The 25,657-nt window shown below is 62.6% G+C and carries 27 protein-coding genes and 1 tRNA gene; 26 read left to right on the top strand and 2 right to left on the bottom strand.

Going from position 1 to position 25,657, the window contains the following annotated elements; translation table 11 throughout:
• The first annotated feature begins 5 nt into the window (after positions 1–5).
• The 10 genes from D6201_RS03090 to D6201_RS03045 all read left to right on the top strand — a co-directional run bounded on the left by D6201_RS03090 (position 6) and on the right by D6201_RS03045 (position 10,751).
• A complete protein-coding gene (locus tag D6201_RS03090; RefSeq protein ID WP_120047402.1) occupies positions 6–524 on the top strand; it encodes a CvpA family protein in 519 nt (172 codons plus the stop codon).
• On the top strand, positions 521–949 hold the full coding sequence (locus D6201_RS03085; protein WP_242447402.1) for an iron-sulfur cluster assembly scaffold protein: 429 nt from the start codon (positions 521–523) through the stop codon (positions 947–949). The genes D6201_RS03090 and D6201_RS03085 overlap by 4 nt, the downstream gene beginning before the upstream one ends.
• A 32-nt stretch (positions 950–981) precedes the next feature.
• Positions 982–2,619 (top strand): MFS transporter, encoded by a 1,638-nt coding sequence (locus D6201_RS03080; RefSeq protein ID WP_120047400.1) that lies wholly within the window; start codon positions 982–984, stop codon positions 2,617–2,619.
• Positions 2,606–3,649 (top strand): alanine racemase, encoded by a 1,044-nt coding sequence (gene alr / locus D6201_RS03075; RefSeq protein ID WP_120047398.1) that lies wholly within the window; start codon positions 2,606–2,608, stop codon positions 3,647–3,649. The genes D6201_RS03080 and alr overlap by 14 nt, the downstream gene beginning before the upstream one ends.
• A 78-nt stretch (positions 3,650–3,727) precedes the next feature.
• Complete coding sequence (gene phaR, locus D6201_RS03070; protein ID WP_120047397.1) at positions 3,728–4,303, top strand: polyhydroxyalkanoate synthesis repressor PhaR; 576 nt, start codon at positions 3,728–3,730, stop codon at positions 4,301–4,303.
• Between the two features lie 16 nt (positions 4,304–4,319).
• Positions 4,320–5,864, top strand: coding sequence for an aminoacyl--tRNA ligase-related protein (locus tag D6201_RS03065; protein ID WP_120047396.1), 1,545 nt, complete (start codon positions 4,320–4,322; stop codon positions 5,862–5,864).
• Positions 5,865–5,868: 4 nt separating this feature from the next.
• A complete protein-coding gene (locus D6201_RS03060) occupies positions 5,869–6,450 on the top strand; it encodes a DUF805 domain-containing protein (protein ID WP_206781623.1) in 582 nt (193 codons plus the stop codon).
• Positions 6,451–6,493: 43 nt separating this feature from the next.
• Positions 6,494–7,888: a M28 family peptidase gene (locus tag D6201_RS03055; protein WP_165853482.1), complete on the top strand. Its 1,395-nt coding sequence runs from the start codon at positions 6,494–6,496 to the stop codon at positions 7,886–7,888.
• A gap of 18 nt (positions 7,889–7,906) precedes the next feature.
• Positions 7,907–10,189 (top strand): ribonuclease R, encoded by a 2,283-nt coding sequence (gene rnr / locus D6201_RS03050; RefSeq protein WP_120047391.1) that lies wholly within the window; start codon positions 7,907–7,909, stop codon positions 10,187–10,189.
• 46 nt (positions 10,190–10,235) lie between these two features.
• Positions 10,236–10,751, top strand: coding sequence for a peroxiredoxin-like family protein (locus tag D6201_RS03045; protein WP_120047389.1), 516 nt, complete (start codon positions 10,236–10,238; stop codon positions 10,749–10,751).
• Here D6201_RS03045 and D6201_RS03040 read toward each other — a convergent pair.
• Entirely contained in the window at positions 10,748–11,200 is a 453-nt protein-coding gene (locus tag D6201_RS03040; RefSeq protein ID WP_120047388.1) for a universal stress protein, read from the bottom strand. The genes D6201_RS03045 and D6201_RS03040 overlap by 4 nt on opposite strands.
• A gap of 132 nt (positions 11,201–11,332) precedes the next feature.
• On the opposite strand from D6201_RS03040, the gene D6201_RS03035 reads away from it, so the two are divergent.
• The 16 genes from D6201_RS03035 (at position 11,333) to mazG (ending at position 24,383) form a co-directional block, all read left to right on the top strand.
• Entirely contained in the window at positions 11,333–12,631 is a 1,299-nt protein-coding gene (locus D6201_RS03035) for a pyruvate dehydrogenase complex dihydrolipoamide acetyltransferase (protein WP_120047386.1), read from the top strand.
• Positions 12,628–13,044 (top strand): hypothetical protein, encoded by a 417-nt coding sequence (locus D6201_RS03030; RefSeq protein ID WP_133303925.1) that lies wholly within the window; start codon positions 12,628–12,630, stop codon positions 13,042–13,044. The genes D6201_RS03035 and D6201_RS03030 overlap by 4 nt, the downstream gene beginning before the upstream one ends.
• Before the next feature lie 28 nt (positions 13,045–13,072).
• Complete coding sequence (locus tag D6201_RS03025; RefSeq protein WP_120049163.1) at positions 13,073–13,408, top strand: acyl-CoA thioesterase; 336 nt, start codon at positions 13,073–13,075, stop codon at positions 13,406–13,408.
• Between the two features lie 174 nt (positions 13,409–13,582).
• Positions 13,583–14,998: a dihydrolipoyl dehydrogenase gene (gene lpdA / locus D6201_RS03020; protein WP_120047382.1), complete on the top strand. Its 1,416-nt coding sequence runs from the start codon at positions 13,583–13,585 to the stop codon at positions 14,996–14,998.
• Between the two features lie 79 nt (positions 14,999–15,077).
• Entirely contained in the window at positions 15,078–15,236 is a 159-nt protein-coding gene (locus tag D6201_RS12910; protein ID WP_165853481.1) for a hypothetical protein, read from the top strand.
• Positions 15,237–15,287: 51 nt separating this feature from the next.
• Positions 15,288–15,377: transfer RNA gene (locus tag D6201_RS03015), tRNA-Ser, on the top strand.
• A 128-nt stretch (positions 15,378–15,505) separates the two neighbouring features.
• A complete protein-coding gene (locus D6201_RS03010) occupies positions 15,506–16,540 on the top strand; it encodes a lytic murein transglycosylase (protein ID WP_120047381.1) in 1,035 nt (344 codons plus the stop codon).
• Complete coding sequence (locus D6201_RS03005) at positions 16,521–17,441, top strand: SPOR domain-containing protein (RefSeq protein ID WP_120047379.1); 921 nt, start codon at positions 16,521–16,523, stop codon at positions 17,439–17,441. Before D6201_RS03010 ends, D6201_RS03005 begins: the two co-directional genes overlap by 20 nt.
• A 79-nt stretch (positions 17,442–17,520) precedes the next feature.
• The gene (locus tag D6201_RS03000) at positions 17,521–18,636 is read left to right on the top strand and encodes a D-alanyl-D-alanine carboxypeptidase family protein (protein ID WP_242447401.1); all 1,116 of its coding nucleotides are present in this window, start codon (positions 17,521–17,523) and stop codon (positions 18,634–18,636) included.
• Positions 18,633–19,268: a dTMP kinase gene (gene tmk / locus D6201_RS02995; protein ID WP_120047376.1), complete on the top strand. Its 636-nt coding sequence runs from the start codon at positions 18,633–18,635 to the stop codon at positions 19,266–19,268. The genes D6201_RS03000 and tmk overlap by 4 nt, the downstream gene beginning before the upstream one ends.
• Positions 19,265–20,227, top strand: a complete 963-nt coding sequence (locus D6201_RS02990) for a DNA polymerase III subunit delta' (RefSeq protein WP_120047374.1) — start codon at positions 19,265–19,267, stop codon at positions 20,225–20,227. Before tmk ends, D6201_RS02990 begins: the two co-directional genes overlap by 4 nt.
• 11 nt (positions 20,228–20,238) lie before the next feature.
• The gene (gene metG, locus D6201_RS02985) at positions 20,239–21,807 is read left to right on the top strand and encodes a methionine--tRNA ligase (RefSeq protein WP_120047372.1); all 1,569 of its coding nucleotides are present in this window, start codon (positions 20,239–20,241) and stop codon (positions 21,805–21,807) included.
• Positions 21,807–22,595: a TatD family hydrolase gene (locus D6201_RS02980; protein ID WP_120047370.1), complete on the top strand. Its 789-nt coding sequence runs from the start codon at positions 21,807–21,809 to the stop codon at positions 22,593–22,595. Before metG ends, D6201_RS02980 begins: the two co-directional genes overlap by 1 nt.
• A complete protein-coding gene (locus D6201_RS02975; protein ID WP_120047369.1) occupies positions 22,592–23,359 on the top strand; it encodes an MBL fold metallo-hydrolase in 768 nt (255 codons plus the stop codon). The genes D6201_RS02980 and D6201_RS02975 overlap by 4 nt, the downstream gene beginning before the upstream one ends.
• Positions 23,356–23,532 carry a hypothetical protein gene (locus D6201_RS12905; RefSeq protein ID WP_165853480.1) on the top strand — a complete coding sequence of 59 codons (177 nt, stop codon included), beginning with the start codon at positions 23,356–23,358 and terminating at the stop codon, positions 23,530–23,532. The genes D6201_RS02975 and D6201_RS12905 overlap by 4 nt, the downstream gene beginning before the upstream one ends.
• Before the next feature lie 98 nt (positions 23,533–23,630).
• Positions 23,631–24,383 carry a nucleoside triphosphate pyrophosphohydrolase gene (mazG, locus tag D6201_RS02970; RefSeq protein WP_120047367.1) on the top strand — a complete coding sequence of 251 codons (753 nt, stop codon included), beginning with the start codon at positions 23,631–23,633 and terminating at the stop codon, positions 24,381–24,383.
• Here the strand turns inward: mazG and hflX are convergent.
• Complete coding sequence (hflX, locus tag D6201_RS02965; protein WP_242447400.1) at positions 24,380–25,651, bottom strand: GTPase HflX; 1,272 nt, start codon at positions 25,649–25,651, stop codon at positions 24,380–24,382. The two genes, mazG and hflX, sit on opposite strands and share 4 nt — an antisense overlap.
• Between the last annotated feature and the right edge of the window lie 6 nt (positions 25,652–25,657).

Raw genomic sequence — 25,657 nt, 5'->3', positions numbered from 1 at the left:
AAACGATGACGGGTTTCGATATTATCGTGCTGCTGATCGTCGGTGTCGGCGCAGTTGGTGGCTTCCTTCGCGGCTTCGTGCAGGAGGTGCTTTCGCTTGCCTCCTGGCTCCTGGCGGTGCTGGCCATCCGCTATCTGCACACCGATCTATCGGCGGCCATTTTCGACTACATCGGCTCACCCATCACGGCGAGCATACTGGCATTCGCGCTGCTTCTCCTAATTCCCTACGCGGCGATGAAGCTGATCGCGCGCGTGGCTGGTCGCAAATCGCGCGATTCAGTGCTCGGCCCGATCGACCGCGTGCTCGGTTTCGGTTTCGGCGCGATCAAGGGCATCATCATCGTCGTCATCGCCTTCTCACTGCTGGTGCTGGGTTACGACACCGTGTGGGGCGCGAAGGGGCGTCCGCTCTGGATCACCGAAGCGCGGACCTACCAGCTCGCCGATGCCGGATCGCGCGCAATGGTGCAGCTGATCGAGGAACGCCGCGCACGCTTGGTCACGGACGAAGAGACGGAGTGAGCGCCGGGCGGCTCTACACGCCGGAGATGCTGGCCGCCGCGGTCGAGCTGGCGAGCTATCCTCGCCTCGCTCGTCCGAGCGCTACGGGCGACGCGCGCTCGCAGACATGTGGCGCCACGATCTCGCTCGACGTGCATATGGACGCCGGTCAGGTGTCGAACATCGGCATGCTGGTAAAAGCCTGCGCCGTCGGCCAGGCCGCTGCCGCCATTTTCGCTCGCCATGCCATCGGTCGCAGTGCCGCAGAGCTCGATGCCGCGCATCTCGCAATTTTGCGCTGGTTGGAGGGCACGGACGTGCTGCCGGAGTGGCCCGACCTGTCCCTCATCGCCACCGCGCGGGCCTTCCCAGCTCGTCATGGTGCCATGCTGCTGCCGTGGAAGGCGGCGCTCGCGACCCTTTCCACCGCGCCCGCTTCGGGCTAGGCGATCCGCCAAAATTACCCGTGGGGGAGCACATGGCGGACGCAGCCGCACTCGAGGAACATCAGCCCAGCGCCAAGGAGGTCCGCCTCGTCATCGCGGCGAGCAGTGCCGGCACCATTTTCGAATGGTACGATTTCTTCATCTACGGGACACTCGCCTATATCCTGAAGGATGCCTTTTACGACGTCGATAACGAGACGCTCGGCCTGCTCCTCGTATGGTCGACCTTCGCCGTCGGATTCGCATTTCGACCGATCGGCGCGATCCTCTTCGGCTATCTCGGCGACAAGCTTGGCAGAAAATACACATTCCTGGTGACCGTCACACTGATGGGTGTCGCGACCGCCGGGGTGGGCTTCATCCCCACTGTCGCCACTATCGGCGTGGCGGCCCCGATCATCGTGATCTGCCTGCGCGTTCTGCAAGGGCTTGCGCTCGGCGGCGAATATGGCGGCGCCGCGATCTATGTGGCCGAACACGCCCCGCCGGAAAAGCGCGGCTTCTACACCAGTTTCATTCAGGCGAGCGTGGCCGGTGGTTTTGTCCTTTCCATCATCGTTGTGCTGGTGTGCCGCGCTCTGATACCGGAGCAGGACTTCATCGAATGGGGCTGGCGCATTCCCTTCCTGCTGTCGATCATCCTCCTCGGGATCTCGCTCTGGATGCGGCTGAAACTGTCGGAAAGCCCTGTGTTCAAGGCCATGAAAGCCGCCGGGCAAACGGCGGGCAATCCGTTCTTGGAAAGCTTTACCTATCCCGGCAACAAGCGCCGCATCTTCATCGCGCTGTTCGGCGTGACCGGGGTGCTGACGACCATCTGGTACACCGCGTTTTTCTCCAGCCTGTCCTTTCTGCGCGGGCCAATGCGGCTCGATGAAGGTCTGGTGGAGATCATATTGCTGATTGCTGGCACCCTGTCGCTTGGCATGTATCTGGTGGTCGGCAAATGGTCCGACAGAGTGGGTCGGAAAAGACCGATTATTGTGGGCGCGATCGGAGCCCTGGCGCTGCTTTTCCCGGTGTTCTGGGGCATGGGCGCGCTCGCCAATCCGGGGCTGGCCGATGCGGCGGAGCGCAGTCCGGTCGTCGTGACCGGCGAGAATTGCTCGACCGACCCTTTCGCCGAACTGTTCGACCGGGAGCAGAGCGCCTGCGGCAAACTGCTCGAAACGCTCACCGCCAGCGGCGTCGCCTATACTGTCGGTGAGGGTGAAACGCTCGGGATCACGGTCGGCGGAGAAGCCATCGCCATCGGCGTGGATTGGCTGGACAACGGAACCGCCAGGCGCGATGGCCTGCTGGCCGCGCTGACGCCCTACGGCTTCGATTTCGAGCGGCAGACGCCGCCTGCCGGAAGCATCGTCGGCATCATCGCATTGTTGCTCGTCCTCGCCGCGCTTTCGGCGCTGACATATGGCTCGGTCGCCGCCTTGCTGACCGAAATGTTCCCTGCACAGATCCGCTACAGTTCGATGTCGATCCCCTATCACATCGGGGCCGGATATCTCGGCGGCTTCCTGCCACTCATATCGGGCATCATCGTCGCGCGCAGCGGAGACGTTTATGCAGGCCTGTGGTATACTATGGCCGTGGTCGCATTCGGCGTGCTGGTCGCATGGTGGGGCCTGAAAGGCGGTCCACCGCAAGATTTCAGCGATGCGCATAGCTGAACCGCCGCGCAGCCTACGCCTCACCATCGATCGAGAGGCGCTCGCAGAAAATTGGCGGACATTGGATACGCTGTCCGGCGATGCGGCGACGGGCGCAGCGGTGAAGGCGGACGCATACGGAATCGGCGTCGATATCGCCGTGCCAACTTTGCGTGACGCTGGGTGTCGGCAATTCTTCCTGGCGCACTGGAGTGAAGTTCCCGCGGTGCTTGCCCATGTCGAAGCCGATGCGGTGAGCATCCTCCACGGCGTGCGGAATGCCGAGGAAGCGGCATTCGCGAAGGGCACGGGGGCAGTGCCGGTGATCAACTCGCCCCGGCAGGCTGCAATCTGGCGAGACGCCGGTGGCGGCACGTGCCACGTCATGGTCGATAGCGGCATGAACCGGCTGGGCATGTCGCTCGCAGATCTCGGCGACCCGGTGGTGCAATCCTTGCAGGTCGATGCGCTGATGTCGCATCTCGCTTCCGCCGATGAGGACACCGCGCAAAATGCCGATCAGCTGGCCGTTTTCCGCAAGGCTGTACCGCTGCTGGCTGCGAAGCGCCTGAGCCTGTCCAATTCGGCCGGCATCGCCCTCGGCGCGGATTTCAATATCGACCTCACCCGGCCCGGCCTTGCCTTGTATGGCGGCATCCCGCATCCGGCGTTGCGAGGGAAGATCCGCCAAGTTGCCTTCCCGCAGGCCGCCATAATTCAGACTCGCGATCTCTCGCCTGGCGACAAGGTCGGCTACAATGCCAAATGGATTGCCGAGCGCCCCACGCGGGCGGGCACGGTGTCGCTAGGCTATGCCGACGGCTTCATGCGCTTGATGGGCCAGGGGAGCGCGCTCCACTTCGGTGAGCACGAGCTGCCGATCCTCGGCCGGGTGTCGATGGATATGGTGGTCGTCGATCTCGGCGAAAGCGGGGCGGGGGAAGGCGATTTTCTAGACGTCCCGTTCGACTTGCCCGATCTGGCCGCACGCAGCGGCCTCTCGCAATACGAAATCCTCACCGGCCTCGGCCGTCGCTTCGAACGGTTTTGACAGGCGCGCATTGCTGCAATTGCAAACGCCGTGTTGCGGGTGCTAAGGCGCGCGCAATCAATTTCTTAAGGACCGATCATGGCCGACAAGGGCGACGCGGGCGGCGATACCGTCATCATCAAGAAATACGCCAACCGACGGCTCTACAACACCCGCTCGTCCAGCTACATCACGCTGGATGATCTTGCCGGGATGGTGCGAGAAGACGTCGACTTCCAGGTTGTCGATGCGAAGACGGGCAACGACATCACCCACTCCATCCTGACGCAGATCATCGTCGAGGAAGAGGCCAATGGCGAGCATATGCTGCCCGTGAGCTTCCTGCGCCAACTGATTGGAATGTATGGAAATTCCATGCAGGCGATGATGCCTCCCTATCTGGAAGCGTCGATGGCGAACTTCCAGACCAACCAGTCCAAGCTGCAGGACGCTTTCAAGACCAGCATCGGCCCCGAAGCGTTCACGCGACTGGCCGAGACGAATATGGCGATGTTCCAGGCGGCGGCGAAGGCGTTCATGCCAGGGCAGGGCGCCAAGAATGCTCCCGCGCCCACGGCCAAGAAGCCTGCCGGCAAGAAGGCGGACGAGGACATCGATGCCCTGCGCGCGCAGATGGCCGAGATGCAGCGCAAGCTCGATACGCTTGGCAACTGAGCGTAGCGCCGGCAGCATGTCCGACATCCGTCACGCTTTGAACACCCGGCGCGAAGACGATTTCGCCGCCTGGTATCAGGAAGTTGTCGCTGCGGGAGACATGGCCGAGGAATCGGGCGTGCGTGGCTGTATGGTCATCAAGCCATGGGGCTACGGCATTTGGGAGCGCATGCAGCGCCTGCTCGACGACCGGATCAAGGCCGCAGGCATCCAGAACGCCTACTTCCCGATCTTCATTCCCCTCGCCAATTTCGAGCGGGAGGCCGAGCACGTAGACGGATTTGCCAAGGAGATGGCGGTCGTCACCCACCACCGTCTGATTGCGGATGGGCAGGGCAAGCTCGTACCCGATCCCGAGGCCAAGCTCGAAGAGCCCCTCGTGGTGCGGCCGACATCGGAAACGATCATCGGCGATGCCATGAGTCGCTGGGTGCAGAGCTGGCGCGACCTGCCATTGAAATTGAACCAGTGGGGCAACGTCGTGCGCTGGGAAATGCGCACCCGCATGTTCCTGCGCACCAGCGAGTTTCTTTGGCAGGAAGGCCACACTGCCCACGCCGATGCCGGAGGCGCGCGAGAGGAAACGATGCGCGCGCTCGAGATGTATCGCGCCTTTGCCGAGGACGATCTGGCGCTCCCTGTGATTGCGGGCGAAAAGCCGGAGAACGAACGGTTTCCCGGTGCCACGGAAACCTGGTCGATCGAGGCCATGATGCAGGATGGAAAAGCGCTACAGGCCGGTACCAGCCATTATCTCGGGACCAGTTTCGCGGAGGCCTCCGGCATTCGCTACCAGGACAAGGAAGGCGGTCAGGCGCTTTGCCACACGGCAAGCTGGGGCGTCTCTACGCGAATGGTCGGCGCGATGATCATGGCGCATGGCGACGATGACGGGCTGCGCGTGCCGCCAAGCGTTGCGCCGCATCAGGTCGTGATCCTGCCCATGCTTCGGGACAAGCCGGAGGACGCTGCGCTGATCGAGTACTGCGAGGCGCTGCAAATGTCGCTCACCTCGCAAACTGCACTCGGTGAGCCGGTTCGGGTGCTGCTCGATGCGACTCCCGGAAAGGCTGCGGCCAAGCGCTGGGACTGGGTTCGCAAGGGGGCGCCGGTCATCCTCGAAGTCGGCGGGCGCGATATGGAAAATGGCGTCGTTTCCATGCTGCGCCGCGATGCGCTCTGGAATTCCGAGACCGGCAAGCCCGCCTTCCAGAACCCTGATCGCGATATCGCGGCACAAACCATTCCCGGCGTGCTCGGCGACATTCAGAGCGCGCTCTACACCGAGGCACGAGAGCGGCGCGAGGCGAATGTCGTGCGCGATATCGACAACATGAACGACCTCGCCGCCTTTTATGAATCCGGCGAGAAGTTCCCCGGCTGGGTCGAGGTGCAATGGTCGAAGCCGACCGGCGCGGCGCTGGAGAAAGTGGTCGAGCAACTAAAGGCGCACAAGCTCACCTTCCGCAATGTGCCCATGCACACGCCGCCCGCTGATGGCACCTGCATCTTTACCGGCGAGCCGGCTGTAGAACGCATCTACGTTGCGAGAGCATACTGAGGGCGTGTTCGATGCCATCAAATACTGCTTCGCGCATCTGACAGACTTTTCCGGCCGGGACGGCCGCGCGACGTTCTGGTGGTGGGTTCTCTTCATCGTCGTGCTGCAATTCGTTCTTGGCCTGCTCGCTTCGATCCCCATGCTCATTCAGACCTTGGGTGCCGCGATGGACGGGGCGCAGGCCGGAGCCGACGCGGCCCAGATCGAGGGCGAGGTGTTCGAGGCGATGGGCGAAGGCTTCGGTGCCACCGCGTATATCTCCGCCGCCATTTCCTTGCTCATCATCGCTCTGATCGCTGCCGCTTTCGTGCGCAGATTGCACGACGCAGGCTTTTCCGGCTGGTTGGCGCTGGCGCCGATCGCCTTGCAGATCGCGGCCATCATCGGATCGATCGTGCTGCTCGAACAGGTCGCCGCGATGTTCGCTGCGGCGCAAAACCAGGCGGAATTACAAGCCATGCAGGCGGACTTGATGTTCCACTGGTCCAGCATTTGTGGCTGGCTCGCAATTCTGTTCGTTCTCATATTCGGAATTATGAAGTCGCAGGATGGGCCGAACAGCTATGGCGAGCCGCCCGCGACCTGACAGCGCGCTTGCCAAAGTCGCTGGGCGGCGCAATGCTGCGGCGATGCGCTATTCCATTATGCTCGCGGCATTCTCCGTCGCTTTCGCCAGCCCCGCCATCGCCCAGCAAACCGACGACCCCGGCCTCGAAGTGTCGGAAGAGCGGCTGCGCGCGGACATGGACACGATCGTCGGTTTCGGCACGCGCCACACGCTGTCATCCCAGACCGATCCCGAGCGCGGCATCGGCGCGGCAGTGGACTGGGCACTTGCCGAGTTCGCGCGGATTTCTGATACATGCGGCAATTGCCTCGATGTGATGCCGATCGGCAGGGTGGTGGAGGCCGATGGTCGTCGCATTCCGCAGGATACGCTGGTGCGCAACGCCGTCGCCATCCAGCGCGGCGTGGAGCGGCCCGACGAGGTGATCATCGTGCAGGCGCATTATGACAGCCGCGTCACCGATCCGCTCAATGCCACCGATGCCGCTCCAGGTGCCAATGACGATGGCTCGGGCAGTGTCATGGTGCTGGAAGCCGCGCGCATCCTGTCGCAGCGCCAATATCCCTCGACGATCATATACGCCCTGCTGACCGGCGAGGAGCAGGGCCTATACGGCGCGGGTATCCTTGCGGACTGGGTCGGCGAGCAGGGCATGACGGTGAAAGCCGTGCTCAACAACGACATGATCGGCAATAGCTGCGGGTCGGACGGTTTCTGCGATGCCGAGCACGTACGTGTGTTCTCGGAGGGGCTGCGGGCGGACTCGACTGAACGGCTTCGCGCGCGCCAGCGGCGTTTCGGCGGGGAGAACGATTCTCCTGGCCGCAATCTCTCACGCTGGCTGGCCGATGTAGCCGAGGACTATCCCGACGGCATGCAAGTGCGACAGATCTGGCGGACCGACCGGATGGGGCGCGGCGGGGACCAGATCCCATTCCTGGACCGAGGCTACCCCGCCGTTCGCGTGACTGTCGCCGTCGAGGATTACGAACACCAGCATCAGGACCTGCGTGTCGAGGGCGGCACGACCTATGGCGACACGGTTGACGAGCTCGACTGGACCTATCTCACCCGTGCAAGCCAGCTTAATATGCGCGCGCTGGATCGGCTGGCACGCGCGCCGATGCCGCCCGTCCTATCGGCCAATGGCGCGGTAAGGACTGACACACAGCTGCAATGGGAGCACGTCGACGGAGCAGGTTATTATGTCATCGTAAAACGTCGAACCGACGAACCGCACTGGCGCGAAGGCGAAGGCATGATTTTGAGTTTTGAGACATCGGCCAGTGGAGCAGAACGTCCCGTTGGGTCTATGATTGAAAAAATCGTACCGGTTCGTGCCGACGATTGGATCTTTGGCATCGCTGCGTGCACCTTTGGCCCGGTCTGCAGCCCAGTTTCCAGCGCCGTGCCCGGAGGCGCTTTCTATCCCCTGCCAGTCGACAGCGAGGATTGAGCGCCCATATAGCGGGCCATGAACAGAAAACAGAACACCAAGAAATTCCAGGGACTTCCCTCGAAAGACCAGATACTCGAATTCATGAAGACCACCGACGGCCCCGCGGGCAAGCGGGAGATCGGCAAGCATTTCCGCCTCAAGGGGCAGGAAAAGATCGCGCTGAAGGCGCTGCTGAAGGACATGGCCGAGGAAGGCCTGATCGACGGCAGGAAAAGCAGCTATCACCGCATGGGCGGCGTGCCGAAGGTCACCGTGCTGCGCGTGGTCGAGATCGATGAGGGCGATGCCTACGCCATTCCCGAAAGCTGGAACCCCGACGATGGCAGCGCCCCGCCGCGCCTGCGCATAATCGAGAAAAAGAAGCAGGCTGCGCTGCGCAAGGGCGACCGCATTCTCGCGCGCACGGAAGAGGCGGGGAAGGGCTGGATCGCTCACCCGATGAAGAAGCTGCCCGATGCCGAGGGCGCGATGCTCGGCATCATCGAGATCGACGCCAGCGGCAAGGTCTGGCTCGCACCGGTCGACAAGAAGATTAGGACTTCCGCGCGCGTCAGCGATCGTGGCGAGGCCGAAACGGGCCAGCTCGTGCTGGCGGAGCCGATCGGCCGGGGGCGCAACTCCGGCGTGAAAGTCGTGGAGGTGCTCGGCGACCCGCTAGCGCCGAAGAGCTACAGCCTCATCGCAATTCACAAATTCGGCATCCCCCATGTCTTCCCGCAAGAGGTGCTGGACGAAGCAAAGCTTGCCGCAAAACTGCCGCTTTCCGAAGAAAAGCGGGAGGATTTGCGGCACCTGCCCATCGTGGCAATCGACCCCGCCGATGCGCGCGATCATGACGATGCAATCTGGGCGGAGCCGGACGGGAAGGGCGGCTATGAAGCGCTGGTCGCCATTGCCGACGTGTCTTTCTACGTCCGCCCCGGCAGCAAGCTGGACCGCGAGGCGAGGAAACGCGGCAACTCCGTCTATTTCCCGGATCGCGTCGTGCCGATGCTGCCAGAAGTGCTTTCCGCCGACGTCTGCTCGCTGAAAGAGGGCGAGGACCGGGCGGCAATGGCCTGCCATCTATCGATCGACAAGAAGGGCCGCGTCACCGATTGGCGCTTCACTCGCGCCATCGTCCGCATCGCGGAAACGATTGCCTATGAAGATGCGCAAGCCCGCATCGATGCCGGCGATGCTTCGGAAAACCTGCAGAACCTCTGGAGCGCCTGGAAACTGCTTGCCGGTGCTCGCAGCGACCGCGATCCGCTCGACCTCGACCTGCCCGAACGCCGTGTGAAGCTGGATGATCAAGGGCGGATTGAAGAAATCGCCGTGCGCGAACGACTCGACGCGCATCGCGTGGTCGAGGATTTCATGATCGCCGCCAATGTCGCGGCGGCCAAGGCGCTGGAAAGCAAGGCGCAGCCCATCGTCTATCGCATCCACGAGCAGCCCACGCGCGAGAAGCTGATCGCTCTGCGCGAATATTTCGACAGCATGGGCAAGAAACTGGCTCTGGGCCAGGTCATCACGCCGGGCCTCTTCAACCGGATGCTGAAGGACATCGGTGATCCCGCTGAAAAGGCGCTGGTTATGGAAGCGGTGCTGCGCAGCCAGACGCAGGCCTATTACGGTCCGCAGAATGCCGGTCATTTCGGCCTCGCGCTCGGCAGCTATGCGCATTTCACGTCGCCCATTCGCCGATATGCGGATCTGCTGGTGCACCGCGCGCTGGTCGATGCCTTCGATCTGGAACAGCCCGCGCCAAAGGGGCGCATCCCCGACAGCAGCGGCCTTGCGGACCGCGACCGCGCCGATCTCGGCAAGATCACCGACGCGATCAGCGTCACCGAACGCCGCGCCATGGAAGCGGAGCGCGACACGGTGGACCGCTATGTCGCCGCCTGGCTTTCCGCGCGCGTCGGCGAAGTCTTTTCCTGCCGGATCACCGGCGTGCAGAGCTTCGGGTTCTTCGCTACCATCGTCGGCCTCGGAGGGGACGGGCTGGTTCCCATCAGCACGCTGGGCCGCGAATATTTCCGGCACGACGAGGGCGCCCACGCGCTGGTCGGAGAGCAGAGCGGTACGACCTTCGCCGTGGGCGACGTGCTCGACCTACGACTGGGGGAAGCCAATCCGCTGACAGGCGCCCTGAAATTCGAGCTGCCGGAAGGAGCCAGCGGCGCGCAGAGGGTAGAGCCACGCGGCAAACGCCCGCAATCGCCGCGTAAGGATCGCAAGGGCAAGCATCAGGTCGGGAAGCGCAGACGTCCCGGCAATGTGCGCCACCAAGGGCGGGGGCGGAAGAAATAGCGGAACGCTAGCGCGCCCGCCTCATTGACCGGGAAAGGAGAATTTCATGCTCAAGCCCGGTGAGAAAACCCCCGATATCGATCTGCCGCTGACCATCGACGCGCGCTTCCACCTGTCCAAGCAGGAGCCCGAGAACTTCACCATGCTGGTGTTCTATCGCGGCAAGCACTGCCCGATCTGCAAGAACTATCTGGAAGAGCTGGGCGGACGGCTGGAAGACTTCACCAATCGCGGCATCAACGTCTTTGCCATCTCGATGGATAAGGAAGATCGGGCGATGCATGTCGATAGCGAGTGGAACACGCACGACCTCCCGCTGGTCTACGATCTCGGCGAAGACGAAGCGCGCCGCTGGGGTCTCTACATCTCCGAAAAGCGCGAGGGCAGCGACGAGCCCGAGGTGTTTTCCGAACCCGGCCTGTTCCTTCTCAAGCCCGACATGACCCTGCATTTCGCGGAAACGCAGAATGCGCCTTTCACCCGGCCCGACCTCGACCAGCTCCTCGAAGGTTTGGATTACACGATGAAGAACGACTACCCGACGCGGGGCACGTTGACCTAGCTCAACCTGTCGATCTCTTCCTGTGAAAGTCCGCCCGGGATGATGAAGAGCGGGCAGGTGAGCGCGCCGGCATTGCTGGAGAAATGGGACACCAGCGGGCCGGGCGCACCATCCTTCGCCGCGGCGAGGACGAGGGCGGCGACTTCGGGATGTTCTTCGAGGTATTCCGCGATGACGCCCTTGCCGTCGCCGACGCGTACGGAAATCTGCGGCATCTTCCCGCTCTCGTAGGCGAGCTCACCGGCCGCACTGCTGGCGAGGACTTCGGCCCGGTCCCGCGCCTCTTCCTCGATTGTCTCCTGCACCGTGCCGAACGCGTTGAACGCCTGCCGGGGCACGAGCGCGAGGATATTGACCATGCCGCCCGTCTTCGCCGCACGGCGCGCTGCAAAACGCAACGCGACGCGCGCTTCCTCGGTTTCGTCGATAATTACCAGATAGACGCGCATTCGTATTTCCCCGCTCCCGGCCATTGGGTATCGGGCGAAACTGCGTCATAGGCAAGATGCCTTGCTCAAGCTGTGCAAATTGGCCAATGAACGGCGCAACGACCGACCATTTACAGGGAGCCGACCTCTTCCATGCCCATCGCGATCCAGATGCCCGCCCTTTCGCCCACGATGGAGGAAGGCACGCTGGCCAAGTGGCTGGTGAAGGTGGGAGACAAGGTCAGCTCCGGCGACATCATGGCCGAGATCGAGACCGACAAGGCCACGATGGAATTTGAAGCCGTGGATGAAGGTACGATTGCGCATATCCAGGTCGACGAAGGCACCGAAGGTGTTCAGGTTGGGACGATCATCGCCACGCTTGCCGAAGAGGGCGAGGATGTGAGCGATGTCGAGCCTGCCGGTGGTGCCGCCCCGGCTCCGACGCCTGCTTCGAGCGAGGACAAGAGCGAAGCGCCTGCCGAGCCTGCCAAGGCCGAACCGCGCGAGAGTGCCGAGCCCGCGCGCACGCCAGCGCCCGCCGCGTCCGGCGGAGATCGCATCGTGGCATCCCCGCTCGCCAAGCGTATTGCCGAGCAGAAAGGCGTCGATCTGTCCAGCCTGAAGGGCTCCGGCCCGAACGGTCGGATCGTGAAAGCCGACGTCGAAGGTGCTGAGACCGGAGCTGCCGCGCCCGCTCCGTCCGCCGCCGCGCCCACGCCTACATCTGCTGCTGCGCCGACGGAAGCGCAGGACTTCAGCATCCCGCACGAGGTCGAGAAGCTTAGCTCGATGCGCAAGACGATCGCGCGCCGCCTGACGGAGAGCAAGCAGCAGGTGCCGCATATCTACCTCACGGTCGATATTCGCCTCGATGCGCTGCTCAAGCTGCGCGGCGAGCTGAACGCCGCGCTCGAACCGCAAGGCGTGAAGCTGTCGGTTAACGATCTGATGATCAAGGCACTGGGCAAATCGCTCGAAGCCGTGCCAGCCTGCAACGTGCAGTTTGCCGGTGACACCATGCTCAAGTTCAGCCGCGCCGATGTTTCGGTGGCGGTCAGCATCCCGAACGGCCTGATCACACCGATCGTCACCGATGCGGGCAGCAAGGCGGTGAGCAAGATTTCGACCGAAATGAAGGATCTTGCGGGCCGCGCAAAGGAAGGCAAGCTGGCGCCCGAGGAGTATCAGGGCGGCACGGCCAGCCTTTCCAACATGGGCATGTTCGGCATCAAGCAGTTCGAAGCGGTCATCAATCCGCCCCAGGGCATGATCATGGCCATCGGCGCAGGCGACAAGCGGCCCTATGTGGTCGACGACGCCCTGCGCGTGGCGAGCGTGATGAGCGCCACCGGCAGCTTCGACCACCGCGCCATCGACGGCGCGGACGGAGCGCAGCTGATGAAAGCGTTCAAGGAAATGATCGAGGCACCGCTGGGGCTGGTGGCTTGAGCACCAACGCGCAACAAATGTTAAATGCGCAAAGGGTCGGGGCAGTTCTTTTCGCGTCGATACCAGGAGCGATCTTGGTGGTCGCTGCGTTGATCTTGAATGATCCTTCGTTAAGGGCCGCGGATTGGGGGATGACCTTGGTGCTCGGCCTGATCGCTCTGCCGTCAAGCTTTGCGTTGGTCGTGATATCTCTGGCGCTTCCGGTCTGGCTGTTCGGGCTCCTGCGAGCATTTTTGGCAGACGCGCTGAAGAGCACCACTCTTGCTGATATCGTCGCGACCGCTGCGATAGCGACCGGCGTTTCGGTGACGGTTTCTCACATCCAAGGCGCTGTGTTCGAGCATGTAGTCGCCAGTGTTTGCGCCTTCGTGCTTTCCGCCGCGCTCTACGTAAGAAAAGCCAGTCGTGTCTGATCGCAACCCCGCCATCCGCGTCACCGCCATGCCTGCCGATGCCAATGCCTATGGCGATATCTTCGGCGGCTGGCTGATGAGCCTGATGGACTCGGGCGCGGGGCTTGTCGCTGCTCGGCGGGCGAAGGGCAGGGCGGTCACCGTCGCGATGGATGGCGTCGAATTTCACAAGCCGGTGAAGGTGGGGGACGAAGTCTCCGTCTATGCCGAGATCACCAAGGTCGGCCGCACAAGCATGGTCATCGCCACCGATGCCTATCGCCGCGAGCGGCATTCGGAAGACGAGGAACTCGTGACCTCCGCCAGCTTCACCTTCGTCGCGGTGGACGATCACGGCAAACCGCGCGCGGTGGATGCGGCATGAAAACGCGCTTTCCTACGCCGTTCGGGATGCCACAAGTGCAGGCGATGAAACGCTCTTTCGCCTCTTCCGCGTATCCCATTTTCGGCGTGTCACACGTACTCAGGCTTTTATACTCCAGGACACTGTCACACTTGTCACACCCCCTGACCCAAACCCTTGAAAACAGGACAGCACATGGCTGACAACTCCTACGACGTCATCGTTCTCGGTTCCGGCCCCGGAGGCTACGTCGCGGCGATCCGCTGCGCGCAACTCGGCCTGAAGACCGCCATCGTCGAGCGGGAGAAGCTGGGCGGCATCTGCCTTAACTGGGGATGCATCCCGACCAAGGCGCTGCTCCGCTCGGCCGAGATCAAGCACTTCATGGAGCATGCGGGGGATTACGGCCTGAAGGTCGCGGGCGAGATCGAGGCGGATCTCGCCGCCGTGGTGAAGCGCAGCCGCGGGGTGGCGAGCCAGCTCAATAAGGGCGTCACCGGGCTGATGAAGAAGAACAAGATCGCCGTGCATATGGGGGAGGGCGTTTTGACCGGCCCGACCTCGCTCACCGTGAAGGGTGAGAAGGGCGAGGAGAAGTTCACCGCCAGGCACGTGATTGTCGCCACAGGGGCCAGGGCGCGCGACCTGCCTTTCGCCAAGGCGGACGGCAAGCGCGTCTGGACTTACCGCCACGCGATGGTGCCGGAGGAGGTACCGACAAAGCTGCTCGTCATCGGCAGCGGTGCGATCGGTATCGAATTTGCAAGCTTCTACAACGACATGGGCGCCGAAGTTACCGTCGTCGAAATGCTCGACCGGATCGTGCCGGTGGAGGATCACGAAGTTTCCGCCTTCCTGCAGAAGTCGCTCACCAAGCAAGGCATGAAAATCATGACCGGCGCGGGCGTGGAAGATCTGAAGGTCTCGGACAGCGGCGTGAAGGCGAAGATCAAGGCGAAGGACGGCAAGGTCGCCGAACATGACTTCAGCCACTGCATCGTCGCCATCGGCATCCGGCCCAACACCGAGAATGTCGGCCTCGAAAAGCTGGTCGAGATGGATCGCGGTTTCATCCAGATCGACGATTACGGGCGCACCAAGTCCAAGGGCCTGTGGGCCATCGGCGACTGCACCCCCGGCCCGTGGCTGGCGCACAAGGCGAGCCATGAGGGCGTCACCGCTGCCGAAGCCATCGCGCAGGAACTCGGGAACAAGGACGTCCACCCGCACCCGATGAATCGCGATGCGATTCCCGGCTGCACCTATTGCCATCCGCAGATTGCCAGCGTCGGGCTGACCGAAGCGAAGGCCAAGGAAGCGGGCTACGAGGTGAAGGTCGGCAACTTTCCCTTCATCGGCAATGGCAAGGCCATCGCTCTGGGCGAGGCCGAGGGCTTCACCAAGACGGTGTTCGACGCGAAGACGGGCGAGTTGCTCGGCGCGCACATGATCGGCGCCGAGGTCACCGAGATGATCCAGGGCTACACGATCGGCAAGACGCTCGAGACGACAGAGGCCGAGTTGATGCAGACCGTGTTCCCGCATCCGACCATTTCGGAAAGCATGCATGAAAGCGTGCTGGACGCCCATGATCGGGTCATTCATATCTAGGTGATTGCGACGGGCCGTTCGTCGCAAATTCGGGAAATCTCCGCCGCCCCGCCCGTTGGTGGGAGGAAGGAGAGGTCCCGTGGAATTCGAACTTGTCGAAGGGCGCGATATCCATCAGCCGGTGGCAGGCCGCGAAGGTCCGTCCAATCCGCATATCGATGGCCCCAATGCCGATCCTGAGGAGGCGACCGCGCGTCGTCGGTCCGCCATCTTCATTCCGGAACAGGCGCAGGGCTGACAACGGGCTGGTGACAAGCCGCTCTGCAATCGCTAGCGCCCGCCGCTGAGCGGACAGGTGGCAGAGCGGTTGAATGCACCGGTCTTGAAAACCGGCAAGGGTGCAAGCCCTTCGTGGGTTCGAATCCCACCCTGTCCGCCATCTTTTCGGAAACCGATCGTCCCGCCATCGTTCAGATTGAAGCAGGCTGGCGCAGTTTAGACTCCGCCGGTCGCTAAGGATTCACGTGGCGTATATCCCGCGCCGCGACAGCGAGTTAGGACGCAAACATGATCGCACACACAATTCGCAGCTTCTGCCTCGCAATCTCCGCAATCTGCTTGCTCGCGACGCCGGCCGCAGCACAGACGCAGTCCTTCGACAGTTATCTGCAAACAGTCGCCGCCAAGGCGCGGGCGGAGGGCGTGAGCCAGCGCACGATCGACCGCGTGTTTTCCGGTCTCACGCCGAACAATCGCGTGCTCGAACTGGATCGCGACAATGTCGGCAGTCCGGGGACAACACGCTCGGCCGGATTTCCCTCAATGGCGAGTTACCTCGACCGGCATAACACGCCATCGCGCATCAATGGTGGCGTGCGGACGCTGGGCCGTCTCGGCTCGCTCGCACGACGCGTAGAGGGTCAATACGGCGTGCCCGCCGAAATCGTCGTCGCAATCTGGGGCCACGAGACCGCCTATGGCGCGGTGATGGGCAGCTTCGACCTGCCCCGCTCGCTGGCGACACTGGCATGGGACGGTCGCCGCCGCACCCTGTTCGAGCGCGAACTGATCGACGTGCTCAAGATGGTAGACCGAGGCGTGCCGCGCAGTCGGCTCGTGGGCAGCTGGGCGGGAGCCTTCGGCAACGGGCAATTCCTGCCGAGCGTCTATCTGCGCCTCGCCGTGGATGGCGATGGCGACGGGCAGGCCGATATCTGGAATTCCGATGCCGATACGCTCGCTTCCATCGCCAATTACTTTCGCGATGCGGGCTGGCGTACGGGAGAACCATGGGCGGTGCGCGCCTACGTGCCCAACAGCGCGGACCGTTCCGGCATCGAGAACCGAGTGACATCGCCCGTGTGCCCGCGTGTCCATGAACGTCACAGTCGCTGGCTGACGGTACGCGAATGGCGCGCGCGCGGCATCGAGCCCCGCGCGCCTATCGACGATAATACTATGGCTGCCCTGTTCGAACCCGACGGTCCTTCGGCGCCCGGCTATCTCTTAACCCAGAATTATAGGGTTATCCTCGAATACAACTGCTCGAATTACTACGCCATGAGTGTGGGATTGCTGGCAGATGAGCTTGCTCGCCGATAAGTATACACGCGCGCCTTGGCGCGTCCTGATTTCCCTCTCCGTCGCCTCGGGCCTGGCGGGTTGCGCCGCGTCCGCTACGACGCTGACCGCAACGTCTCAGCGGCAATCGACGAACGGTCCGGCGGCGGATTATCCTGTCGTTATCGGCATCCCCTATGCAGTCGGCGCGGTTGAATACACGCCGGCGAACGCGTTGAATTACGACGAGGTCGGCTACGCCGCGCTCGACAACGGTACACTTGGCTACACCGCAGCGCATCACACGCTGCCTTTGCCGAGCTATGTGGAGGTAACGGCGTTGGAAAGCGGGCGAACGGCGCTTGTTCGTGTGGAGCGGCGTGGACCGCTGGACTCGCAGCACCTGCTCGCACTGTCACCTGCGGCGCTGGTGCAACTGGGCATAGCGGCCGAGGCGCCGGTTCGCGTTCGCCGCGTCAATCCGCCGGAGGTCGAACGCTTCGAGCTTCGCGCGGGAAATGCCGCGCCACTGCGTTTGGAGACGCCTGCCTCGCTGCTCACGGTGCTGCGGCGCAAATTGCCCGCCCGCCGAGTCCCCCAGGTAAGTTCCGTCGAAATTGTCGCGCTCGAAGCCTCGGATGCCGAGGTCACTGAATCGCCACAACCTGAGCCCGTCGTATCGATGGAGAGCGAGCCAGTGGCGCGGATCGAGACGGTCGTGCCGAACGAGACTGAGGGCCGGTTCTATGTCCAGGCCGCCGCGTTCGCGAACGAAGCCAATGCCCAGCGCGCGGCCGATGCACTGGGCGGAAAAGTCTCTGTCTCGGGCCGCTTCCACCGCGTGCGCACTGGGCCGTTCGCCACCCGTGGAGAAGCCGAAGCCTCGCTCGCCAATGTGCGGCGAGCAGGTTATGACGATGCGCGAATCCTGACAATCGACTGACCGGTGCGTTCGCCTGTCCGTCGGATCATCCAGCGGAGAGGCCGTGCGGCATTTCACAGCGATTGCGATAATGGCGGCGATGTTCGCAGCGCCAGCCACCGCCGCCTCACAAACAGCAGCGCCGGTTCCGGACGAAATCCCCATTGCATTGCTCGTCGATGCGACGAGCGGCCAGGTGCTGTTCGCGCGGGAGCCGGATCGCCGGTTCGTCCCGGCGTCAGTCACCAAGGTAATGACTGCCTATACGGCGTTCGAACTGGTCGAAGACGGCACGCTGCGGCTCGATATGCCCTTCCTCTATACGCAAGAGCTGGAGGACGAGTGGTATAACGAAGGTTCGAACATGTTCCTGCTTGCAGGGGAACGGCCGACCATCGCGCAGCTTCTGCTCGGCATCACGACCGTATCGGGCAATGACGCCAGCGTGGCCATTGCGGAAGCCGCGACCGGCTCGCTCGACGACTGGCTCGCATTGATGAACCGGAACGCGCGTGCGCTGGGCATGCGCGACACGCATTTCGGATCGCCCAACGGTTTTCCGGACGGCGGGCGTACCTATACCACCGCATACGATCTCGCTCTGCTCGGCCAGGCGATCACGCAGCGGCATCCCGGTCTCTATCGCCGCTTTTTCGGTCATCGCCTGCTGACCTGGCGCAATCTGACGCAAGGCAATCACGATCCGGTGACAGGCCGCGTCGAAGGCGCCGACGGTATGAAGACCGGATATACGAACGAGGCGGGGTTCACCTTCCTCGGCTCGGCCGAGCGCGGTGGTCGGCGGCTGATCGAGGTGATTGCCGGTGCGCCGACGGATCGCAGCCGCGATATCGCCGCGCGCGCATTGCTCGAATGGGGGTTCGACGCCTTTGAACGCAAAACGCTTGCCGAGGGCGAAACAGTCGTCGGCAAGGCGGCTGTACAGGATGGTGATAGAGCCGAAGTCGGTTTGCGCCTGCCGCGCGATTTCGCTGTTGCTTTGCCCCAAGGCACGGAGGTTTCGCGCTGGCGTACCGAAATCGTCTATCGAGGGCCGGTCGTGGCACCGATCGCACAAGGTGATACGATCGCGCGCATTCGCCTTACCATCGATGGGGAAGTGGTAGTGGAAGCGCCGCTCGAAGCTGCAGAGAGCGTGGATCGTGCAAACCTGTTCGAGCGGATCGGCAATGGCATTTCAGGGTGGCTGACATGAGTATGGGTCGCTTCATTTCGCTGGAAGGCGGCGAGGGCGTGGGCAAGTCGACGCAGGCGCAGATGCTGGCCGAGACGCTTCGCGGGCGCGGGCTCGACGTGCTGCTGACGCGTGAACCCGGCGGAACACCCGGTGCCGAAGCCATCCGCGCGCTATTGCTCGACACTCAATTCGATTGGGATGCGAGCGCGGAAGCTTTGCTTTTCGCTGCCGCGCGTTCCGATCACGTGGCCAATACAATCGCGCCGGCGCTGGATCGTGGCGAGTGGGTGGTGTGCGACCGTTTCATCGATTCCTCCCGCGCCTATCAGGCCGGCGGAGACGATCTTTCCGACGATGCGATCCTGTCGCTTCACACAATCGGCTCCATGGCGCTGATGCCGGACGTGACTTTCCTCCTTCACGCGGACGGAGATGACATCGCCGCTCGGCTTGCGCAGCGGGATAGCGATGGCTCGGACAGGATCGGCGGCAAACCGGCAGACTACCACGCCCGTGTGGCGCAGCGTTTCCGCGACCTTGCGGGCAGCGATCCGGAACGCTTCGTTTTGATAGACGCGAACGGTCCGCCCGATGCCGTGCACGAGAGGATTGTCCGCGCCCTGGCATCGATGTTGGGCGAGGGCGGGTGAGCAGCACCTATATCGGTCACGAAGACGCGTGGCAGCAATGGCGCCGCGCGCTTTCCGGAGAGCGGATGCATCATGGCTGGATCCTTTCCGGCCGCCGCGGCGTCGGCAAGTCGGCATTTGCACTCGCTGCAGCGCGCGAACTGGTCGCCGAGCCGGGCGTATCGCAGTCAGACGGTGACCATCCCGATATCCTCTACATCACCCATCCGCCGAAGAACGATGCGGAAGCGAAGAAGCGCGAGGATGGAAAGCCATTCGAGTCCGCGCGCAACATCAAGATCGACCAGATCCGCCGTCTGCAGCAGAGGCTTACCACGCGGCCGACCATCGGTAATCGGCGCGCCGTGATCATCGATCCAGCGGACGATATGGAGGATCCGACAGCGAACGCGCTGCTCAAGAGCCTGGAGGAACCGCCGCAAGGCACCTTCTTCCTGCTCATCACGCACCGGATCGGAAGGCTGCTTCCGACGATCCGCTCGCGCTGTCGGGTGCTCGATTTCCCCCGCGTCGACGACGCCGACATGCACGCCGTGCTTGCGCGTGAAGCTCCGCAGGCCGCCGATGCGATGCGCGCCGCCGCCATCGCCGCAGCAAATGGATCGCCAGGCGCCGCCATCGACTTTGTGGAACTCGATCTTGGAACAATTCTCAAGCTGATGGAGCAGATCGCTACGCACGGTGACCCGGATTTCGGGCTGCGGGGCAAGCTGGCAAGCGCGATGGGCGCGCGGCCCAAGCGCGAGAAGCAGCTTGCAGCCATCGAACTGGCCAGAGCGGTTGTGTCCGCAAGAATGTCCAGCGTCGCCTCCGGCGATATACCTGCACTTGTCGACACGCATGCCGCACTCGTCCGCCTCGGCGGGCAGGCCCCGACCGCCAATTTCGATCCCGGACTGCTCATCATGGAAATTGGGACGCTGCTGGCCGGTCTTGCGGGCGGCAGGAGCGCGGCCTAGGGACAGCCGCAATGGCCCACCCCTTCTATCTGACGACAGCGATTCACTATCCGAACGGCAGGCCGCATATCGGCCACGCCTACGAAACGATCGCGGCAGACGTGCTGGCGCGCTTTCACAGGCAGGCCGGGCGCGAAGTGCGTTTCCAGACGGGCACCGATGAGCACGGCCTGAAAATGGCGCAGAAGGCTCGCGATCTCGGCGTCACGCCGCGCGAGCTTGCCGATGAAATGTCCGGCCATTTCCGCGACCTGTTCGATGTCCTCAATATTTCGCATGATCGATTCATCCGCACAAGCGAGGACGCACATCACCGCGCCAGCCAGGCGATTTGGAAAGCGATGGAAGCGAATGGCGACCTCTATCTCGATCGCTACGAAGGCTGGTACTCGATCCGGGACGAGGCATATTACGACGAAAGCGAACTTAGCGAGGGGGAGGGCGGCGAGAAGCTGTCCCCGCAGGGTACACCGGTCGAATGGACCGTGGAGGAAAGCTGGTTCTTCCGCCTCTCCGCCTATCAGGACAACCTTCTCGCGCTCTATCGCGACAATCCGGAATTTATCCGGCCGGAAAGCCGCCGCAACGAAGTGATGCGGTTCGTCGAGGGCGGCCTGCGCGATCTCTCGATCAGCCGAACGAGCTTCGACTGGGGCGTCAAGGTGCCGGGCGCCGAGGACCACGTCATGTATGTCTGGGTCGACGCGCTGACCAATTACCTCACCGGGCTGGGCTATCCGGACGAGACGGCGGACATGACGAAGTTCTGGCCCGCCGATTTGCACCTGATCGGCAAGGACATTACGCGCTTTCACACAGTGTACTGGCCCGCCTTCCTGATGAGCGCCGGGATCGCGGTGCCCAAACAGGTCTTCGCGCACGGTTTTCTGCTCAACAAGGGCCAGAAGGAAAGCAAGTCGCTCGGAAACGTGACCGATCCGGCAGAGCTTGCCGAGCGTTATGGCGTGGACACGCTGCGCTATTTTCTTCTGCGCGAGTTTTCATTCGGGCAGGATGGCAGCTATTCACACGAAGCCATTGTAAATCGGGCAAATTCGGAACTGGCGAACAGTTTCGGCAATCTGGCGCAACGCACCCTTTCGCTGATCTTCAAGAATTGCGAGGGCGAATTGCCGCCACTTGAAAATCTGGCTGAAGAGGACGAGGTCCTGCTTGCCGAGATCGATCGGGCTGTTCGCAAAGAACTTCCTTCCGCCTTTACGCAACTCGCTTTCGCGCAGGGGCTGGAAGCGTGGATGAACGCCGTTTTTGCTTGCAACGCCTATATCGACAGTGCCGCACCCTGGTCCCTCAAGAAAACCGATCCGGATCGCATGCGCACCGTTCTCGCAACGCTCTATATCGCGATTGCGCGCCTCGCCGTGGCAGTGCTGCCCGTCATGCCCGACGCGATGGGAAAGCTGCTTGGCACAATGGGCGTCGGCGAGGATCGGCAAACGCCGGACGCTTGCGCCGCGGATTGGTATCCGGTGCTCGCCGCCAGCGATTTCCGCCTCGAAAAACCACATGGGCTTTTTCCACGCCTCGAGTTGCCTGAGCTCGAAGGGGAGGGGGCTTGATGCTGATCGACAGCCATTGCCACCTCAATTACGAGGGGCTGGTCGAACGCCAGGATGAGGTGTTGACGAGCGCGAGAAATGCGGGCGTTCGCGGCTTTCTCAATATCTCGACTCGTGAGAGCGAATGGCGTGACGTAGTCGGCTTGGCCGAACAGGAAGACGATGTCTGGGCGACCGTGGGGATTCACCCGCACGAGGCCGACCAGCATGCCGATCTCGGTCGGGATGTCCTGCTCAAGGCAAGCGAACATCCTCGCGTGATCGGTTTGGGTGAAAGCGGCCTCGATTTCTATTACGACAAGTCCGACCGCAATGTGCAGCGCGCGCTTTTCCGAATGCATATCGGCGTTGCACGGGAAACCGGCCTTCCGCTGGTGATCCACACGCGCGATGCCGACGACGCTACGGCAGATATGCTGGCCGATGAGATGGAGCAGGGCGCATTTCCGGCGCTGATCCATTGCTTCACCGCCTCGCCTGAATTTGGTCGCCGTGTACTGGAGCTCGGCCTGACGATTTCGCTATCGGGTATAGTGACATTCAAGAACGCCGCAGAACTGCAGGAATTTACGAAGGAAATTCCCGCCGATCGACTCTTGGTGGAGACCGACAGCCCGTTCCTCGCGCCCGTCCCGCATCGCGGCAAGAAGTGCGAGCCAGCGTTCGTGCGCGATACCGCTGCTTTTGTAGCAGACCTGCGCGGTGTCACCGTCGAGGAACTCGGCGAGACCACGAGCGCGAATTTCTTCCGGCTGTTCACAAAAGCGCGCGATAAGGCGGCGACGTGAAGCTTATCGTCCTCGGCTCCGGGACATCGACCGGTGTACCTCGTATCGGAGAGGACTGGGGCGAATGCGATCCCAAGGAGCCGAAGAACCGTCGCACAAGGGTCTCGATTGTCGTGGAAAGCGCCGCCGGCAACAGGTTGCTTGTCGACACCTCTCCCGATTTGCGCAACCAGCTGCTCGCCAACGGCATCGCCAAGGTAGATGCCGTGTTCTGGACGCACGATCACGCCGATCACTGCCATGGGATAGACGATCTTCGCCCGATAAGGTTCGGTCGGACCAGCGGCGTTCCCGGCTTTGCTTCCGAAGCGACCGCGCGCAGATTGAGGCTCCGTTTCGACTACGTCTTCAAGGGTCAGCATGGTTATCCGTCCATCGTCGACCTTTCGACGCTGGAGAATGTCCGCATGTGTGCGGGCTTCGGCGTGGAAACGCTGGAGATGCCCCACGGACCGATCACCACGACGGCCTATCGGTTCGAAGCGGACGGAAAATCAATCGGTTACGCGACGGACTTCAGCGAATTGACCGATGACATGGTCGATTTCTTCGATGGTATCGATATTCTGGTTACGGATTGCCTGCGCCGGGAGCCGCATCCCACGCACGCCAATCTGGCAACCGCGCTGGAGTTAGGGAGACGCAGCAAGGCTGGGAAAACCGTCCTGTCGCATCTGGACAAGAGCATGGATTACGCCACGCTGTGCGATGAGGTGCCCAGCAATGTGCTGGTTGGTTATGACGGTATGGAGCTGGTCGCATGAGTGGCATGGGCGAAGGGCAGCTGGTGTCGATCGTGGCGCTGCTGGGATGGCTGGTCCTATGCTTCGGCGCGTATCGCTCCTACCAGATCGATACCAGCCAGACGATCCGCATGGCATTGATGTGGGGCGCGATCTTCGCCGCAGTGGCATTCGTATTCAGCCTGGTAATGTGAATGATCGCTCCAAACGTAACATGTTATATTTTACATAATATATATTATCATCCTTGCGTTCGTGACTTAGCGACGGATCGAACCGGCTGCCCTACCGCATGATCAATCAACTCGATCGTCTCTTGGGCATCATGGCGCGCCTGCGCGATCCAGAGCGCGGCTGCGAATGGGATGTCGCGCAGACATTCGAAACAATCGCGCCATATACTATCGAGGAAGCTTACGAGGTCGCCGACGCCATCGAGCGCGGCGATATGGACGATCTGCGCGGAGAGCTTGGCGATCTGCTTCTCCAGGTCGTGTTCCACGCCCGCATGGCCGAGGAAGCCGGCCATTTCTCTTTCGCAGACGTCGCCACGGCCATCGCGGACAAGATGGAGACGCGTCATCCGCACATCTTCGGCGATGAAGGCGGTGAGATGGACGGCAAACGGTGGGAAGATATCAAGGCCGCCGAGCGGGTGTCAGGTGGAGCTGACAGCGCCATGGACGGCGTGGCCAGCGCTCTGCCGGCACTGATGCGCGCACAAAAGCTGCAGAAGCGCGCCGCTCGCGACGGTTTCGACTGGCCCGATCGAGACGGTCCGGCAGAAAAGCTGGCGGAAGAAATGGCGGAGCTCCGCGATGCGCCCGACGCCAAGCAGTTCGAAGAAGCCGGCGATCTGCTATTCGCAGCCGTCAATCTCGTTCGAGCTTACGGCATCGCGCCGGAGGACGCATTACGTGCAGCCAATGCGAAGTTCGAACGTCGCTACCGCGCCATGGAAGATCTGGCCGGAGGCGGATTCGCGGAGCTGGATCTGGAAGCGCAAGAGGCGCTATGGCAAGGTGTCAAAGCGTCCGAAGTCTAAGCGTCAAGTGCCTCGAAACGCCCGAATTCCTTCTCGGTTAGCCTGACCTCGACCCGCCTTTGCGGCGCACTCCCTTCGGCATCCACCTGCTGTTCGGCCAGCACCTCTCCATGCGCGTGCAACCACGCGATCCGGGCCCCATCGCTGGCAGGAAGCAGCAATGAATAGGTCTTGGCTCCAGCGGTCAGAACAGCGCCGAGCTTTTCCTGCAGCGCATCGACCCCGCTACCGGTGGTTGCGGAGATCGCGATGATGGTATCGTCGCTCTGCGCAACCGCCGCCAGGTCATCGCGGCGTTCCTCGCTCAGGAGATCCCACTTGTTCCAGACCTCCAGCACAGGAGCATCCACGCCCTCCCCCAGTTCGTCCACCACGCCGAGCTCGGCGAGCACGTTCAGTACCTCGCGTTTCTGTTGCGCGCTGTCGGGATTGGCGATGTCGCGGACGTGCAGCACAATATCGGCTGCGGTCACTTCTTCCAGCGTGGCGCGAAATGCCGCGACGAGCTGGGTCGGCAGGTCCGAAATAAAACCCACCGTGTCTGACAGGATTGCCTTCTCCACGCCGGGCAGCGAAAGGGCGCGCATGGTGGGATCGAGCGTCGCGAACAGCAGGTCCTCCGCCATCACGTCTGCGCCGGTCATCCGATTGAAAAGCGTCGATTTTCCGGCATTGGTGTATCCAACCAGCGCAACGACCGGCCAAGGTGCCCTGCCCCGCCTCTTGCGATGCAATTCCCGCGTCTTACGAACCTGCTCCAGTTCGCGGCGAAGCTTCGCCATCCGGTCGCGGATCATGCGGCGGTCGGCCTCGATCTGCGTTTCGCCGGGTCCACCCAGGAAGCCGAAACCGCCACGCTGCCGCTCGAGGTGAGTCCAGCTTCGGACGAGCCGACTTTGCTGATAATCCAGATGGGCGAGTTCGACCTGCAATCGACCCTCCGCCGTCGCTGCACGTTCGCCGAAAATCTCGAGGATCAGCCCGGTGCGGTCGATGACCTTGCGGCCGATCTTCTCTTCAAGATTGCGCTGCTGGATCGGCGTAAGGGCACCGTCGACGATGACGAGTTCGGCTTCGTGCAATTCGCAGTCGGTCGCGATGTTGCGAACCTGCCCTTCACCGAATAGCGTGTTCGGCTTCATGTCGCGCACGTTGAGAGTGTAGGAGTGCGCCACGACGATGCCGATTGCCAGCGCAAGCCCCCTCGCCTCCTCAAGCCGCGCTTCGGGGTCTTCCCCGCTGCGCACGCCCCGGATTTCTGGACACACGACGAG

This window comes from Aurantiacibacter aquimixticola, from assembly GCF_003605475.1.
Classification (GTDB): domain Bacteria; phylum Pseudomonadota; class Alphaproteobacteria; order Sphingomonadales; family Sphingomonadaceae; genus Alteraurantiacibacter; species Alteraurantiacibacter aquimixticola_B.
Note: the sequence above shows the minus strand (reverse complement) of the source record. Positions and strands in the feature narration are given on the sequence as shown.